Origin of the sequence: Galbibacter orientalis DSM 19592 (assembly GCF_000260115.1) — a bacterium.
GTDB lineage: Bacteria > Bacteroidota > Bacteroidia > Flavobacteriales > Flavobacteriaceae > Galbibacter > Galbibacter orientalis.
Genome location: NZ_JH651379.1, coordinates 1,221,589 through 1,237,745, shown reverse-complemented (window position 1 = coordinate 1,237,745; position 16,157 = coordinate 1,221,589). Strand labels below are relative to the sequence as shown.

Below are 16,157 nucleotides of genomic sequence, written 5' to 3'. Positions count from 1 at the left end.
AATCGTTGCAATTTATAATAAATTGTGATTCTTAATAAGTTATTAGATTTTAATTAACAATTCTTTAAGAAAAAAATTCTATTTTGATAACGAGACCTACTTTTCTTTAATAAAATCTTGATAAATCTTACTTTTCAAAGTCTCTGATAACTGCTGACGGATGGCATTATAGGTTACTAAAAGCTTCTCTCTAGATACATTTATGGAATCTATAGGAGCATTTTCATCTAAACGTGTTTTGAATTGGTTACTGAAAGTTTTGAAAACAACCAATCTACTTTTTACATCTGGAACATTGAATTTTTCAGGAAATAAAGAATCTTTTTCAATTTCAGTATCTAAACGGATAAACTCTTCAGCAAAATAGGTAAGATCCCCACTATTTTGATCTTGAAATTTCTCCATCAAGTTGCTTAACTCTTTAAATTTTTTCCATTTATTTATTTCAGTCAACTTTTCGTTACTGATGGGTTTTATTTCTGGCAACTGCTTATAAGAAGCAACTGCTGTATCTTGAGAAGCAGAATTGTCTTCTTTATTTTCTTTGTCTCCACAACTCGTTATAATAAAACACAACCCGAGTAAAAGTATGTATGCAGTATTTTTCAAGGAATAAACTTTTATTAAGGATCAAAGATACTAGAATTAGTGAAAAGAAAATAGCGAAAAGGTATTAGTAACTTTACAATCCCCTTTCGCTATCTCTTTTTCTATTTTATTGTTGTCTAATAAAAGTAGATAGAATTTATTACACTTCATCCATTTCAAGAGCTAAGCGAAGTTTTTTAAAATAGACCTCCTCATTATTTTAGAAAGTAAACAAAATAAAATTCAGTAAAAATCCAAAACATTCTTAAAACTAAAAAAACGAATTGGTTTTTCCATATAAAAACAGTAGATATAAAGGCTCTAGTTTAGAATTGCGTTGATTATTTTTTAGCTCTGATACCAATCCAAACACCAGTGACTTCATGCTTTTCATTTCTTTTGCTCGCCCAAAAGAAACGAAACAAAGAAAAAGGCGCCTTATCCAATGAATTTTTTCGACAACGGGGTCGAAAAACCGTAACCGAAACTCTGCGTCGCTACACTCCTGATATCAGAGCTTTCGGTCACTATTCTACGGATAAGGGTTTTAGCTACGCTAGCCATTAACACTGTTTTTTGTGTACATGCTTCCTCTTCTTTAACTTATTTGCTCATTAACTTTTATCTTTATAAACTTTTTACTTTATAAACTTTTATCTTTGTTCTGTTTTCTTACAGCAAAGCGGTCTTGTATTTATTCAGTATATAAAATTTTACTTTTTTTAGAAATTCCGTTTTCATTAAACGCTTCAACTTGATAATAATAAGCTTGGTCTGTATTTAAAGCTCTTAACTCATAATTAGGTTTATCGTACATTAGAGCGGAAAGGTTTAATTTATCCTTTTCAATTCCCCAATAAACTACATACCCCGTTGCGTCTTTTACTGCATCCCAAGTTAACATGGTGTTTCTTCTATCGTCTTGCCTTTCTGCTTTGAAATGATTTGGTGTTTTTGGAGCTTTCTCCTTACCTTTTCCAAAAACTCTAAACTCAGAAATTGCCAAATATTTATTGGTACAATACACGTGGTTATATCTAATATATCTCGCTTCGGCATCTTTTGCCAACTCAATATATGCATGCGGTATGTCTTTTTTATTTTTACTATAATCTGCTATTGTTTTCCAATTTTTCCCATCTAAAGATCCTTCAATTGTAAATTGTTGCCTTAATGTATCTGGGCGGCCAAAAACTGTACTTTTATAATCTTGAAAATTAATTTGTATGGCTTTTACATCCATTGGTTTTTGCAGATCTACTTGCACATAAATAGAATCGTTATTTTTTGCTGAAACCCAATAAGAACGAATTTCTTCATCATTAATTTTATCGATTTCAAAACCATGTATCTGCTCTTGCATATACCCTTTATCACTTTCATCAACTACTTTATTTTCTCCCTCAACTAAAGGAGAATTTGTAGTAACTGGTTTATTATAAGAAAGTAACATCCACCCTGTAAAACGCTCTTTATGATTTTTAACTTCTGTTCCGGGAAGATAATGTGGATAGTCTCCATAGGCAGTATTTACGTACATTTGTCCGTTGTCTTCAAAGCCAGCAGGATACATTCCCAATCGTCTTTCAAATTTAAAATTCACAGAAATCGCCATGGTGGAATAATGCCAATAGTTTCCGTTATTATCTTGTACGGTACTTCCATGCCCAGAACCTTTTAAAAAACCACCTGGTTTATAAGAAATTGGATTGTATGGTGCATAAGTAAAAGGTCCTAACGGATTTTTACTGGTATAAACCCCGTCGGCATAAACATTCCATTGTGTTCCTGGCGCCCCATATTCTAAATAATAAGTATCGTTATGTTTTACCATCCAAGGCCCTTCTATAAAAGGTTTTATATCAGACTTATGGTCTTGACCAAAACGCTCCCAACCATGCTGTTCTGGTTGTAAATTAAAAAGATCTTTTTGCTCCCCTTTCGGAATATAATAATTGGCAGTATCTAGTTCTACTCCATGAATTGGCCATTTATTAGAAGACTCTTCGTACAAATACACGCTATTATCGTCGTCTACAAAAATATTAGGATCTTGTACTCCGTTTGGAACATTTATTACCGCATAGTTTGTTTGCCAATTTCCTAAATCTGGATTATCGGTTTCTATAACGGCACCTCTTCCAGATGGATCTCCTAGCACCAAAATCTTTCCGTTTCTAACGGCTGCAGCTGGAGCATTACTTCCATTAAAATACCATCCTTGAGGTTTGATGAATTTCCAGTTACTCATATCATCAGAAGTCCAATAACCATGAGAACGAGTTACAAAAAGATAATATTTCCCTTTAAAATTTACAATTGCAGGATCTGCACCAGAACGGTAAGAAACATCGCTCCTACCTCGGTAATGCGACATGTAAGTATAATCTATGTCTATAGGATTGCAATAAGTTTTATATTCTTCTTTGGATAAGGTTTGTTGCGCTTGAAGATTAAAAAAAATCCCTAAGCTTAATACAGAAAAAAACAATTTTTCTATTTTACTGAAAATCATAATCTGGAAGTATTTATTTTATGAAATTCGAAACTACAGAAAAGCTATAGCTATAACCAAAGAATACGCTACATCAATAATACATCAAATAAATATTTAACTTTTAAACATTCTCTTAACTACAACAAAATAAGGAAAGTAAAAATTGTAAATTTTAAAAACATAACTCCCTTATCGTTTTCCGTATACAGTAATACGGGCTTTCCCACTAAACATTCCTTTAGTATTGTACCAAAACTCTATTTTATGAACTCGCCTTTTCCCTCCGGGTAAGTTAATATTTCTACTATCATCTCCTTTTCTAATCTCCAAACGCAATGGAACTCTTTCTTTTGCACCACTATCATAAGTAATCTCCATTCGATCCATATTAACATCGGCATTGCCCACATTAAATTTTAAAGTTCTAAAATCGTTAAAAGAACCATCAACATTTATGGCATCATGGTCGTTTCCATAATTGGCTTTTACTTCGCCTATTTTTTGCCAACCTACATTATCCCTTATATTCTTATTTCTTATTTGAGCAGAACCAATAAAAGTAACTAGTAAAAATGCAACTGAGAGTACAATACTTTTTTTCATAACTAAAAATTTTAAATGAGTTTTGTATTGTAGGAAGGGAAGAAATAAAAATTACAAACTTATTATATATCAACACATTAACTGTTAATACTGTAAGTGAAGGAGATCTGTTTTATTCCTCTAAAGATAAGAAAAAAACAGATTAAAACAGGCTATTTTTACTTATAAGTTTTTAATCTAAACCTATCTTTAAAAACACTAAAACATTTAAACTTCAGGTTTATTAACAATGGTTGCATTTTCATGTTGAAGTATATGGTTTTGTATTATTCTCATAACATCACTGTTGCTGTTTTGTAATTGAATGTAATTTTTAAAAGTATCAAAATCTTCAATGGTAGTACTTTCATCTAAAAATCCATATCCCTTGTAAATACCATCCTCAACTAAAACAATTCCTTTTTCTTCTGAAGTTTTTCCAGCAGTAATAACGGCAAAACTTTTTGAAGTTATTTTTACTGAATTTATAGCTTTAAGAACTCTTTTATTATAATCTGAAGCACTTTCTTCTTGTACACAAACTCCCTTACAATTTGATAATTTATAGTGATTACACTTCCCTACAACACTCCCACTTGGAATTAACTGTGTATATTTTGGACACAATTGAAAAGTCTCTGTTAATGATTCTAAAAACTGAATACACTCATTAACAGTATAAAACACGCTAATAGGATTGGGCACCAAATTTGTTTTATTATATCCCAATTGCATTATCCCTTTTCTGTTTGTGTATGCTAAGATTCCATACCCCTTATTGGTACGTTTTTGGGCACGATTATATTTAGGATAATAATGTTTTATAGCCTCAGATTCCATTAAAAGAGCCACTAATTCCGAACCCGATTCTTCAAAATCTATATGCGAAGTTTCTCTACACAACGCAATTTCCTTTGCTTTTTTATCGTAAAAATGACCTAAAACGCGTTTTTTTATATTGATAGCTTTTCCTACATAAATAATCTTCCCGTCCTTATCTCTAAAGTAATAAATCCCGGGTGTATGCGGGAGACTATCATAGGTTTCTTTTGCCAATAAAGCAGGAAGTGCTACCTCTCCATTTTTAGGATTTAATTGTTTTTTAAGTTCTTCATTTTTGTCATTTGCTAAAAGCTTTTCAAAAAGAATAACAGTGGCATCTGTATCTCCCTTTGCTCGGTGACGATTTATTAAAGGAATTTCTAAAGAACTGCATAATTTCCCTAAACTATAGGAGCGCAACCCAGGAAATATTTTTTTTGAAAGTCGGACAGTACATAATTTTTTTCTACTAAAATCAATTCCGAGTTCTTTAAACTCATTTCTTATAACATTATAATCAAAGTTAACATTGTGCGCTACAAAAACCTTATCTTCTGTATAGCTAAGTACCTCTGGAGCAATCTCACTAAAGGTTGGTGCATTAGCAACCATAGCATTATCAATTCCTGTTAATCCAATAACATGACTAGAAATTAATGCCTGTGGATTTACTAAAGAGTGAAATTCGTCCACTACTCTTTCCCCATCAAACACAGCAATGGCAATTTCGGTAATCTTATTTCCACTGCCACTCAAACCAGTGGTCTCCACATCTATTATTGCGTACTTCATTTATAAGTTTTGGAATTCTTTTAAAAAATTAAATCTATCGATATTTTTTTGACGCAAAAACATCTATCATCTAACAAAAGTATCAAAAAAAAGCTCCTTGAAATATCAAGGAGCTCTCTTATTAAAATTATAAAAATATTACTTTTTAAGCATTCGGATATCTTTTACTTCTTGTCCGTTTTCTAAAACTTTCAGTATATAAATTCCTCTAGAAAGTCTAGAAAAATTAATAGTTTTTAAATTGTATCCCACATTAACTTTAACATTCTTAACGTGTTGTTTTAACTGTCCGTTTAAATTGTAGACATGTAGTTCCAATTTAGTTTTTTTATTACTATTAACCACCAAAGCCGCAGCATAACGAACAGGATTTGGCACTAAATAAACACTGGCAATTGAAATCTCATCAGGTTCATCAGAACAGCTTCCTAAAACAGCTCCTAACCTTAATAAATTTGGAACCGCATATTTAGACACGCATAATGAGCGCCCTTTATAGCATACAGCAACTTTCTCAATCCATGGATTATTCCCACAATTTACATCTTCTACAGTTACAGTAATGGTTTCAGTTTGAGTACAACCGTTAACATCTGTTACTGTTAATGTATAGGTAGTAGTTTCTTCGGGACATACAGAAATAGATTCTGATATTTCTCCTGTATTCCATTCATATAAATAATTACCTGTTCCTCCCGAAATCATTTCAGGAGCAATAGTAATACAGTTACTTTCTCCATAACCTACATACATTTTATCAAGCTCTGGCATTGTTATTTCGATAGCTTCTGGTTCTAATATTGTAAAATATTCGGTTATTGAATTCTCATTAGCATCATAAACAATAACATTATAATCTCCAGGAATTAAATTTGATACACTTTCGGAAATCTCTCCATTACTCCACAAATATTCATAGGGCGCTACTCCACCACTTACCGTAACAACGGCAGTTCCATTATCTGCTTCGGCACACGTAATATTAGTTGTTACAAGTTCCTCAACAACAAGTGGAGCCACTTCTTCGAGCATTAATCTTACTGAAACAGGAAAATGATCGGAAACGGTATTTGTATAATCACTATCGTAAAATTCATAATGTACGGCTGCTGAATTTTCAATAAAATTATCTTGGAGCTCATTAGAAAGCGAAATATGATCTATCATATTTTCTCTAAATGCATACGACCTGTAGCCTGCTTCGCTGAGAGATAAGGTAGCTAAAAAATATTCATCAGGATCATTAATAAAGGCTTCAAAAGAAGAAACCGTTGTATTAATTCCATCTGCTACTGTTTCATCTAAATCGTCATTATAATCGCCCGCTAAAATAAGATTTGTATCTGGAAACATAACATCCAACGAATCTTTAAGCACCTCCATATCATACTTACGCATATCGTAACGCAACTGCGGACCATTACTACTGTTAGCGCGAGCGTGTAAAGCTATAATATTTATTTCTTCGGAAGCACCGTTAACCGTTACATCGGCAGTCATCAAAAATGGGAGTCGCCCACTCGCATAAAAACGATCTGCTTCAGCAGGATAATCGGTTAAATAAGAAGTATCCCCTCCATTGTAATACGGATGAATAGTTTTTAATAATGCCTTTGTTTTTTTGGGTGTAACGGTAGCAGTTTTATACACAAACCCTATTTTTTGTTTAGTACCCGAATCGTTAGGATAGGAAGTAGCATCAGACAATACAAAATCGTATCCCTCTAACTCGCTTACTGCTTGTGCGAAAAGAGCATCATCAGAAATTTCAACTACCGTATAAATATCGGCATCAAGTTTCTTCATAATAGTTACAACGCTGTCTTTTTGGATGGCATCTGAATTTGGGTTTCCAGCTGCTGGAGAATTTCCTTCATCTCCAAACCACTCAATATTCCATGTTACAAGATCTAAAGTTTCATTTTTAGGAATATCAATTCCATTGTTAGGATCAAACGGCTCTGCACAGGCTAAATCGGTTTTCATCCTTGGTAACAATTGTGCTATTTCATTAAATGTACCAATCACTCCGATAGCTTCATCACAACTTTCAGGCTGAGCTAAGCCTGATAAACCCGCTACATCATTATCTATTCTAAGTTCTCCAGTTCCAGATGCATCTGTAATTAACACATTAGAATCTCCAAAAAGTAAATTCCCTGGTGTTGGAAAACTAATAGCTACCACCTTAACGAGTTCTCCTCTATGGTTGACCAATTCTGCAAGTGTAATCTCTTTTGGTTCTATAGGCTCATTAGGCAGTCCGTTATTTTCTACGGAAGAAACACTCCCTAACTGAATTTGACTATTAAAGGAAGAGCGACTAGCAGTAACGGTTAACGAGTCTCCTATAGCAAAACTCCCGCCATGTATTTGTTCATCAAAAATAGCAATTCCACCAGTTTTATCTTGAAGATATGCGGGACCAGCAAAATTATCGGCTACTGTTAAAACTCCACTAATAGTTACGGTAGTTCCGTCTGGAAGCGCTCTAGCCTCGGCAATTGGAATAGGCTCGGTAGGTACTACAACTGTATCTCCGTTTTTGGTTCCTGGAGTTGGTATTTCAGTTTTATAAGCGCTTGTATTCCGCGCACCTCCACTTCCATTTGGAATTCGCTGTAAGGAATGATTGTCTTTATCTGCTAATTCATTTTCATTTAACTGTGGTTCGCCAGGGTTTAACAACGCTAGTAGTTCCACATCGTCGTCGTCATCTGTATCATACACTACCGCATCAATCAATCCATTTGTTGTAATTGATGTCCCATTTTGAAAATCATTTATAGTTCCTTGATATAATGCTACAGCATCTGCTCCATTTTGGAGACCATTACTCCCAAAAACAAGAGAAACATTAGCAACTCCTTCATTTCCTAACACAAAATATCCTTCAGCATTTGTGGTAAAGCCACTTAAATCGAAGGCATTACAAACAGTATCTCCATTTCCGTTGTATAAAACCATTACAAAACCATCTAGCGAAGTGTTCCCTTTTCCTCCATCATACAATTCAATAAATTCGGCAACATCGGTTCCTGGAGTATCGGCATCAATTTCGTTTATCAATAGATTAATTTGCTCAGTTGCATTGGTATTTCTAGCTCCTGGAGTTGGAATAGCTGCAACATACGACTCCGTATTTTTTAATCCTCCACTTCCATTTTCATAGCGTTGAAGCGAATGGAAATCTTTATTACCATTAAAATCCTCATTTATTTGTGGCTGATTTTCATTTAATAGTACAAGTAACTCAACATCATCACTATCATTAGTATCATAAACAACAGCGTCTATTAAATTGGTGGTAGTAACTTCAGTTCCGTTAGGAAAATCGTTAGAATCTGCTTGATATAATGCTACAGCATCTGCTCCATTTTGGAGACCGTTACTCCCAAAAACAAGAGAAACGTTTGGCACCCCATCATTTCCTAATACAAAATATCCATTAGCATCGGTTGTATAACCATCCAAACTATAGGCTTGATAACTCAAATTATTAGAACCATTATAAAACACAAGTGTAAGTCCATCCAAAGAAGAATTTCCAACACCTCCATCATACAATTCAACAAATTCAGCAATATCTGTTCCTTCAGTATCTGCATCAATTTCATTAATTAGCACCACTGCATCTGTTCCGCTTCCATCTCCTTCATAGATTTTATTAACAGTATTTGGCGTATTCAAAGCATCTCCTTCTTCAGCAGTAATATCAGGAAAATCGGATAATCCTGCTCCATTAAAATTATTTCGAACCCAGTTGGATGTAGAATTGATAACATTGTCATTAGGAATTCTAGAAGCGCCTCCTACGGTAAAAGTAGCCCCATCAAAAGTAGGTGCTAGAACAACATCAGCATAGGTTAAATCTCCAGCATCTCCATCTAAAACTGCAATACCATCTACTATTTTTTCCCAAGGTGTATTATCTAAAGTTCCATCAGCATTCGTATCTACTACCTCCCCTATGCTTCCAGTAAAGTTTTCAACCAAAAGCAAACTTACCGTACCATTTTCAAACTCATTAGCTAAAAAAGCTGTAGTATAGAACCCATCGGCATTCGTACTTCCTAATTGGTAGACACCGTCTATAGTGCCTGCGGAAGAAACATCTCCTTCAATTTCTAGAATCCAATAAGATGATAAATCGGCACCTGACTTACCAAAAACCTCTACAAATTCGTTTGTATCACCCCCAATATGGTTAAAAACAAACTCATTAATTACAGGAGTAATTTCTATTGATCCGAAAGTCTGATTGGCATTTATACCTCCAAAAGTTGAAGGGTTTTGTACTTCCCAAGAAAATTCTGAATAGTCTGTTCCTTGCCCTACAAGTGCTAATGAAACACCTTCTGGAGTTGTACTACTTTCCGCTACACCAATATCTTCACTTAGCATTCCATCGGCAGGACCTCCTACTGCAGTAAAAGTTCCCTCATAACTTAAAAACTGTACTACAGAATTACTCCCATCAATTAGGGCAATTCCATCAGGACTTCCATTTTGTAAACCATTTGACGGCAATGCAATATGAGCCACCCCATATCCATTACTTAAATTGGCAACTACAGTATTGATATTTAATGTGTTATACGCTGTGCCATTTGAGCCGTTATACAAAACCAAACTATAGAGAGAAAGGTCGGTTCCAGCTGGCGCAGCAATTTCGATGCTTTCGCCTACATCTGTTCCTGCATTATCGTAATGAATTTCATTAATAAATACACTTTGTGAAAAGCTATATATTGATAAAAATGCAGTAAATAAAGAAAGTAAAAATCTTTTCATATATTATTTTTAATAGGTTGATTACTACAAAAATAACATTATTTAATTTTTAGATGCTGAATATCAATATTATGTAATTGTTAGCTAAAACTAAACAAATAGGAAATATTCGAAAAAAGTGATTTTCTTACCCTTAAAAATCGAACTTTAACTGTACAGAAACTTCCTTTTGAATTGGCGTCTCTTTTTTCTTTTTTTCTGTGTTTAAATTAGCCAACGAAATTCCTAGAAGACGGACGGAGTTTTCTAATTTCTCTTGATATAATAATTCTTTTGCTGTTTCTAGAATAAGGCTTTTATCAGCAATAAAATAATCAAGGGTTTTGCTTCGTGTTTGCAGCTTGAAGTCGCTATACTTAATTTTTAAAGTAATTGTTTTCCCAGCTATCTTACTCTTTTTTAATCGGCGTTCCAATTCGTTTGCAATACTTTCTAAGCGTTCCAACATAAACACTTCGCTACTTAGATTCTCACTAAAAGTACGTTCTGCACCAACCGATTTCGGAATTCTATTTGGTTTGACTTCACTTAAATGAATTCCACGAACGACATTATAATAAAAAGCACCGCTTTTTCCGAAATTCTCGGTTAAAAACTCAACTGATTTTTCTTTTAAATCCTTTCCTGTAAAAATTCCAAGGGAATACATTTTCTGGGTGGTTACTTTTCCTACTCCATAAAATTTACGAATCTCTAAATCCTCCAAGAAAGGAATTACCTCATCGGGTTCTACTGTTTTTTGTCCGTTTGGTTTATTATAGTCGCTCGCAATTTTAGCTACAAATTTATTAATTGATATTCCTGCTGAAGCTGTTAATCCCACCTCCTCAAAAATACGATCTCGAATTTCTTTAGCTATATTACTAGCCGATGGATTCCCTTTTTTGTTTTCGGTAACGTCTAAATAAGCTTCGTCCAAAGAAAGAGGTTCAACTAAATCGGTATACTCTAAAAAAATAGTTCTAATTTTAGTTGAAATCTCTTTATAGCGGTCAAAGCGGGGACGAACAAAAATAAGTTCTGGACAATTTTTCTTGGCTTGATAGCCACTCATTGCACTTCGAACTCCAAATTTACGTGCCTCATAACTAGCTGCCGATACCACTCCACGCTTTTCATTACCTCCTACTGCCAATGGTTTTCCTTTTAATTCTGGATTATCCATTTGCTCAACAGATGCATAAAATGCATCCATATCCACATGGATTATCTTTCGTAAAAGGACTGAATTTTGCATATGCAAATTTAAACTAAACAACTTTAGAGCGAACCAGGAATTATTAAAATTAAAAGAATTTCAATCAATATCATTTTAAGAAATTGCATAAAACGATAACATCCCCCCGCTAGCGCGAGCATCATGCTCGTGCCGATTATGAGTAAGAAGCAAAAACAACCAAACAAACACCCCTATAATCCCCTCAAGGGGATATTGAATACGAAGCCCGAATCAATTCCCCCTTAGAAGGGAGCTAGGGGGATGTAAAAATGCACACTTATAACTAAATTTCTCTAAGCAAAGGGGAGATTTAAGACTACTCCACTTATTCGCAATTGCACCGCTTTGTATAAGGATAGTAATAAAATAGAAACCATACAAAACATGAACACTCTAGATGAAGGAGAATTCCCACTCGAATGGATTTGTACGACAACAGGAGGATATTAAAATCTTACTTAATAAGCAAAAAAATCTTCGCTCTTAAATTCCCAAAAAATAATACCTAACTTTATAAAACTGAAAAGTTATTAGATTATGGCTACAGAAAAAATAGCAATTATACTTGGTGCAACTGGTCTTACTGGCTCTCTATTATTAAAAAAACTCATAAAAGACGATCGTTATAAAACCATAAAACTATTTTCTAGGAGCGCTACAACTATTTCCGACCCAAAAATTGAGGAACACATTGTAGATTTATTAAATCTTGAGCTTTCCAATACAGATTTTACTGCAGATGAGGTGTATTGCTGTATTGGAACTACCAAATCAAAAACTCCCAACAAAAGCACTTATAAAGCTATTGATTACGGAATTCCCATGGCAGCCGCCACGTTAAGCAAAGCTAATAACATTAACACTTTTATAGTTATTTCTGCCTTAGGCGCCAATCCAAAAAGCAAATTATTTTACAACCGTATAAAAGGTAAAATGGAAAAAGATGTTTTAAAAATAAATATTCCCAACACTTATATTTTACAGCCCTCTTTAATTAGTGGAAAACGAGAAGAAAAAAGAGCAGGAGAATGGTTTTTTAAACAACTCATGAAAGCTTTAAACTACATTATGGTGGGACCATTAAAAAAATATCAATCGGTTGCTCCAGAAAAAATAGCTACAACTATGGTATATTTGGCGAATAATAACTTCCCTTCTGGGAGAATTAAAAATGATAAAATCAAACAAATTGCAGAAACAAATGATAGAGATTGAGCGTAAGTTTTTGGTAGTTTCTGATGATTTCAAAAAAGCAGCTTCAAAAAGAGAACATATTGTTCAAGGTTTTTTAAATAAAGATCCAGAACGAACCGTGAGAATTCGAATTAAAGGAGAAAAGGGATTTATTACTGTAAAAGGAATTTCAAACGCATCTGGAACTAGTAGATTTGAATGGGAAAAAGAAATATCTGTTTCGGAAGCGAAATCATTATTAAACATTTGCAAAAAAGGTGTTATCGACAAATACCGATATGAAGTATTGATAGGTAAACACACTTTTGAAGTTGATGAATTCTTAGGAGATAATAAAGGTTTGATTGTTGCCGAAGTTGAATTAGCATCAGAAAAAGAAGGCTTTGAAAAACCTTATTGGCTTGGAAAAGAGGTTACTGGAAATGTTGCTTATTACAACTCACAACTCAGTGAAAATCCGTTTAAAAATTGGTAGAATTAAAATAGAAATCCATCCTTGGTGGGCTGCAAAAGGCTTTCCGCTACGATGATTTTTTAAAGTAACGTTTATAGACAAACTCAATTATAAAACAGATTATTACAATCCCCAATGAAATACTTATTCCTAGGGGATTGGAGCTATATTGCTGAATTATAAGTGCTAGTGAAGCAATAACACATAATAGAAACCCAATAAAAGGGATTGCTTTTTTGGCTTTTACTTTAGTAGCTTTTTTATAGCCCACAAAATTTACGGTAGCAAAAATAAGTAGAAAACCAACACTGCCAGCGGTAGAAATACTTTCCAATTCTAGTAAATTAACTAGAACAATTGTTAAGATAGCTGTAATTAACAATCCAATAGGTTGATTCCAAAAAGTACTTGTTAATTCGTGTGGCAATTCATCGTCTTCTGCAATTTCATAACTCACCCTACTTCCTCCATAAAGGGTAGCATTAATAGCAGAAAAAGTAGAAATAAGTGCCGCAACAGTAATAATTGTAAACCCTACCTGCCCTAACATCGGTTTTGCCGCTTCGGCAAGCACATAATCTTCTGCTTCTGCAATCTTAGAAAAGGGTAAAGAACCAACAGTTACTATTGCTATAACAATGTATAAGAAAATAACAAAAAGTACAGCATAAAAATAGGCTTTCGGTACGTTTTTCTCTGGATTTTCTAGATCTGAAACTGAATTTGCTATCAACTCAAAACCTTCATAGGCAACAAAAATAACCATTCCGCCAGTAAGTAATTGAATAGGAGCTTCCCAATTTGAAAATGCTAATTGCTCTAAATTAGAACTATCTTTCAATCCATATAAACCTATTATTACAAAACCTATAAGAATGATTAATTTAATAACTACAGCATAATCCTCTATTTTACCTACAATTTTTATGCTGTAATAATTAATAGCAGTTGCAAAAATTACAATGGCACTAGAATAAATATGAGTATCTATAGCATTATTAGTTGTAATCTCCCATAAATTTGGAGCGTAGGAGCCAAATGCAGAAGCGTACAAAGCCAACATAATAATATAACTTATCCAAAGCAGGTTGTTAATCCCTCCGCTAAAAATAGACTTTCCAAAACCTACGTTTATAAACTTAACAGTTCCACCACGATCTGGATATGCCAATGATAATTTTACGTAACTATAAGAGGTTACCAATGCAATAATACCAGCTATTAAAAAAGCAATAGGGGTTCCGCCTTTTGCTAAAGAAACTGCCAACCCAAGTACGGCGAAAATTCCTCCACCTACCATCCCGCCAATTCCTATAGAAACTGCTTCTTTTAACCCTATTTTATTGCCCATAAATACAGTTCCTTATGATAAAACTTTTTTAATATCTCGCCACGTAATCAGTTTTACCTCTTTTTCTTTTAACAACTTCTGAGTGCTTTTATCAGTAAAAAAATCAAAATCTACTTGTCGCCATTCAGCCCCAAAATTTGGATGATCGATAGCAACCCATTGCATTTCTTCGTTATTAAAAGCAGGGTGAATTAAAATAATATTTATTCCATTTTGCAAACTTTCAATAGCATGTTTATAATAAGCATCAAGACCAGCACCATCAAACCATTTCCACTCACCTGTAAAAACACTTTCAATAGTAAAATCTGTATCCAAAATATATTTTTCAGTTTCCATATTAAAATCGCCCAACAACTGTTTGCTCAGAAAAATAGCTAGGTTATATTCTTTCCCTAACTCCCTGTATACATTTATAATTTCCTTGGTTAAGCCTAAACAAAACATGTGAGAATCCAAGTGTGTTGGTTTTACCCCCCAAGCAATAGCCAATTCTATTTGAGCTTTTAATTCTTTTTTTACTTCAGAAGGATTTACATTTTGTTTTACCATGGCACGCTTCGGATAAAAATGCCCATTTTTATCCACTAAACTAGGTACTTCTGCTGCTGAAAGCACAGGACCAAACTTATAATTCTTCCATTCGCAAGTCAATGTTAAATGAATTCCATAATCAAACTGCGGATTTTCTTTGGCATAAACTGCCATTTCATACGCCCATGAGCAAGGCATCATAATGCTTGTAGAATTAACAATTCCTTTCTCTAATGCTTTTTTAGTTGCTTCGTTTTCTGCAAAACACAAACCAGCATCATCCGCATGAATTATTAAAAGTTTATCGGTTGGTAAGTAGCCTAATTTTTCAACTATATCTTTCATCAGAAATTACCCTAAAAAATTATCCATTTCTTTATAAGCTTCAATTACTGCAAGCTCTCCTTCTTTACCCGCTTTTGAGTTTCCATGTTCCATCCCTAAAACACCCTTAAATCCTTTCTCATGAATATATTTAAAAATATTTTTGTAGTTAATTTCTCCAGTGGTAGGCTCATTCCTTCCTGGGTTATCACCCATTTGGAAATAAGCAATTTCATCCCAAGAAGCTTCTATATTCGGAATCAAATTCCCTTCAGTTATTTGCTGATGATACACATCAAAAAGAATCTTACACGAAGGCGAATCAACGGCTTTACAAATTTCATATGCCTGAGCAGATTTTTTTAAGAATAACCCAGGATGATTCATATAATTTAGTGGCTCTAATACCATTGTTATACCATGAGGCTCTAAAATTGCCGATGCTTGTTTAAGCGATTCCACAACATTAGCAGTTTGATAGCCATGTTCTAATCTTAAGTCTACATACCCAGGAACTACTGTAACCCATTTGGCATTTACACGCTTAGCAACTGCCACAGAATCTTGGATATACTTTAAAAATTCTTTGCGCAGGTTTTCGTCTCCATTTGTAAGGTTTGGTTCACTCCAATAAATTTCATGAGCTACAAAAACGCCCATGGTTATTCCTCTTTTCTCCATAGTTTTAGCCATGGCTTCTTGCTCGGCAATGGGGCGGGTACGCATATTATTATCTTCAAAGGCTGTAAAGCCTTGATCTGCCATAAAATTTAATTGGTCGATAACATCCTCTCCAGCATGATTTTTAAACATTCCAATATGTGGAGCATACTTTAAATTAAATTGATGTGGTGGTGTTTGTATAGACTTAGAAAAAGCAAAGGCTCCAGTAGTAAATACTGAAGCCCCAACACTTGTTGCTATTGTATTATGAAGAAATTTTCTTCTGTGCATTAGTTCTGGTTTTTATAATGAAAGTTAAATATACAAAAAACCAAAAACTGCA

Annotated in this window: 11 protein-coding genes; 2 read left to right on the top strand and 9 right to left on the bottom strand. The window is 33.9% G+C overall.

The features are described 5' to 3' along the window. Nucleotides 1-96: 96 nt before the first annotated feature. The 6 genes from JOOMADRAFT_RS05540 to dinB form a co-directional block, all read right to left on the bottom strand. The gene (locus JOOMADRAFT_RS05540; RefSeq protein WP_008611882.1) at nucleotides 97-609 is read right to left on the bottom strand and encodes a hypothetical protein; all 513 of its coding nucleotides are present in this window, start codon (nucleotides 607-609) and stop codon (nucleotides 97-99) included. A 673-nt stretch (nucleotides 610-1,282) separates the two neighbouring features. Then, on the bottom strand, nucleotides 1,283-3,103 hold the full coding sequence (locus JOOMADRAFT_RS05535) for a family 43 glycosylhydrolase (protein WP_008611881.1): 1,821 nt from the start codon (nucleotides 3,101-3,103) through the stop codon (nucleotides 1,283-1,285). Between the two features lie 171 nt (nucleotides 3,104-3,274). After that, nucleotides 3,275-3,688 (bottom strand): hypothetical protein, encoded by a 414-nt coding sequence (locus JOOMADRAFT_RS05530; protein WP_008611880.1) that lies wholly within the window; start codon nucleotides 3,686-3,688, stop codon nucleotides 3,275-3,277. Between the two features lie 207 nt (nucleotides 3,689-3,895). Then, a complete protein-coding gene (locus tag JOOMADRAFT_RS05525; protein WP_008611879.1) occupies nucleotides 3,896-5,281 on the bottom strand; it encodes an exonuclease domain-containing protein in 1,386 nt (461 codons plus the stop codon). Nucleotides 5,282-5,419: 138 nt separating this feature from the next. Further along, on the bottom strand, nucleotides 5,420-10,075 hold the full coding sequence (locus JOOMADRAFT_RS19655; protein WP_008611878.1) for an endonuclease/exonuclease/phosphatase family protein: 4,656 nt from the start codon (nucleotides 10,073-10,075) through the stop codon (nucleotides 5,420-5,422). Between the two features lie 133 nt (nucleotides 10,076-10,208). Next, nucleotides 10,209-11,312: a DNA polymerase IV gene (dinB, locus tag JOOMADRAFT_RS05515; protein ID WP_008611877.1), complete on the bottom strand. Its 1,104-nt coding sequence runs from the start codon at nucleotides 11,310-11,312 to the stop codon at nucleotides 10,209-10,211. Between the two features lie 519 nt (nucleotides 11,313-11,831). On the opposite strand from dinB, the gene JOOMADRAFT_RS05510 reads away from it, so the two are divergent. Further along, on the top strand, nucleotides 11,832-12,509 hold the full coding sequence (locus JOOMADRAFT_RS05510) for an NAD(P)H-binding protein (RefSeq protein WP_008611875.1): 678 nt from the start codon (nucleotides 11,832-11,834) through the stop codon (nucleotides 12,507-12,509). Then, entirely contained in the window at nucleotides 12,496-12,963 is a 468-nt protein-coding gene (locus JOOMADRAFT_RS05505) for a CYTH domain-containing protein (protein WP_008611873.1), read from the top strand. The genes JOOMADRAFT_RS05510 and JOOMADRAFT_RS05505 overlap by 14 nt, the downstream gene beginning before the upstream one ends. 46 nt (nucleotides 12,964-13,009) lie before the next feature. On the opposite strand, the gene JOOMADRAFT_RS05500 is transcribed toward JOOMADRAFT_RS05505, so the two are convergent. Genes JOOMADRAFT_RS05500 through JOOMADRAFT_RS05490 form a run of 3 tightly spaced genes read right to left on the bottom strand, consistent with a single transcriptional unit; the run spans nucleotide 13,010 to nucleotide 16,105 of the window. Continuing rightward, complete coding sequence (locus JOOMADRAFT_RS05500) at nucleotides 13,010-14,293, bottom strand: APC family permease (protein ID WP_008611871.1); 1,284 nt, start codon at nucleotides 14,291-14,293, stop codon at nucleotides 13,010-13,012. Nucleotides 14,294-14,305: 12 nt separating this feature from the next. Then, a complete protein-coding gene (locus JOOMADRAFT_RS05495) occupies nucleotides 14,306-15,172 on the bottom strand; it encodes a polysaccharide deacetylase family protein (protein ID WP_008611869.1) in 867 nt (288 codons plus the stop codon). A gap of 6 nt (nucleotides 15,173-15,178) precedes the next feature. Beyond that, nucleotides 15,179-16,105: a hydroxypyruvate isomerase family protein gene (locus JOOMADRAFT_RS05490; RefSeq protein ID WP_008611868.1), complete on the bottom strand. Its 927-nt coding sequence runs from the start codon at nucleotides 16,103-16,105 to the stop codon at nucleotides 15,179-15,181. Between the last annotated feature and the right edge of the window lie 52 nt (nucleotides 16,106-16,157).

What these genes read in the sequence shown, in the direction of transcription:
- JOOMADRAFT_RS05505 (WP_008611873.1), top strand. Translation starts at nt 12,496, where the DNA reads ATGATAGAGATTGAGCGTAAGTTTTTGGTAGTTTCTGATGATTTCAAA.
- dinB (WP_008611877.1), bottom strand. Translation starts at nt 11,312, where the DNA reads ATGCAAAATTCAGTCCTTTTACGAAAGATAATCCATGTGGATATGGAT.
- JOOMADRAFT_RS05525 (WP_008611879.1), bottom strand. Translation starts at nt 5,281, where the DNA reads ATGAAGTACGCAATAATAGATGTGGAGACCACTGGTTTGAGTGGCAGT.
- JOOMADRAFT_RS19655 (WP_008611878.1), bottom strand. Translation starts at nt 10,075, where the DNA reads ATGAAAAGATTTTTACTTTCTTTATTTACTGCATTTTTATCAATATAT.
- JOOMADRAFT_RS05530 (WP_008611880.1), bottom strand. Translation starts at nt 3,688, where the DNA reads ATGAAAAAAAGTATTGTACTCTCAGTTGCATTTTTACTAGTTACTTTT.
- JOOMADRAFT_RS05495 (WP_008611869.1), bottom strand. Translation starts at nt 15,172, where the DNA reads ATGAAAGATATAGTTGAAAAATTAGGCTACTTACCAACCGATAAACTT.
- JOOMADRAFT_RS05535 (WP_008611881.1), bottom strand. Translation starts at nt 3,103, where the DNA reads ATGATTTTCAGTAAAATAGAAAAATTGTTTTTTTCTGTATTAAGCTTA.
- JOOMADRAFT_RS05490 (WP_008611868.1), bottom strand. Translation starts at nt 16,105, where the DNA reads ATGCACAGAAGAAAATTTCTTCATAATACAATAGCAACAAGTGTTGGG.
- JOOMADRAFT_RS05500 (WP_008611871.1), bottom strand. Translation starts at nt 14,293, where the DNA reads ATGGGCAATAAAATAGGGTTAAAAGAAGCAGTTTCTATAGGAATTGGC.
- JOOMADRAFT_RS05510 (WP_008611875.1), top strand. Translation starts at nt 11,832, where the DNA reads ATGGCTACAGAAAAAATAGCAATTATACTTGGTGCAACTGGTCTTACT.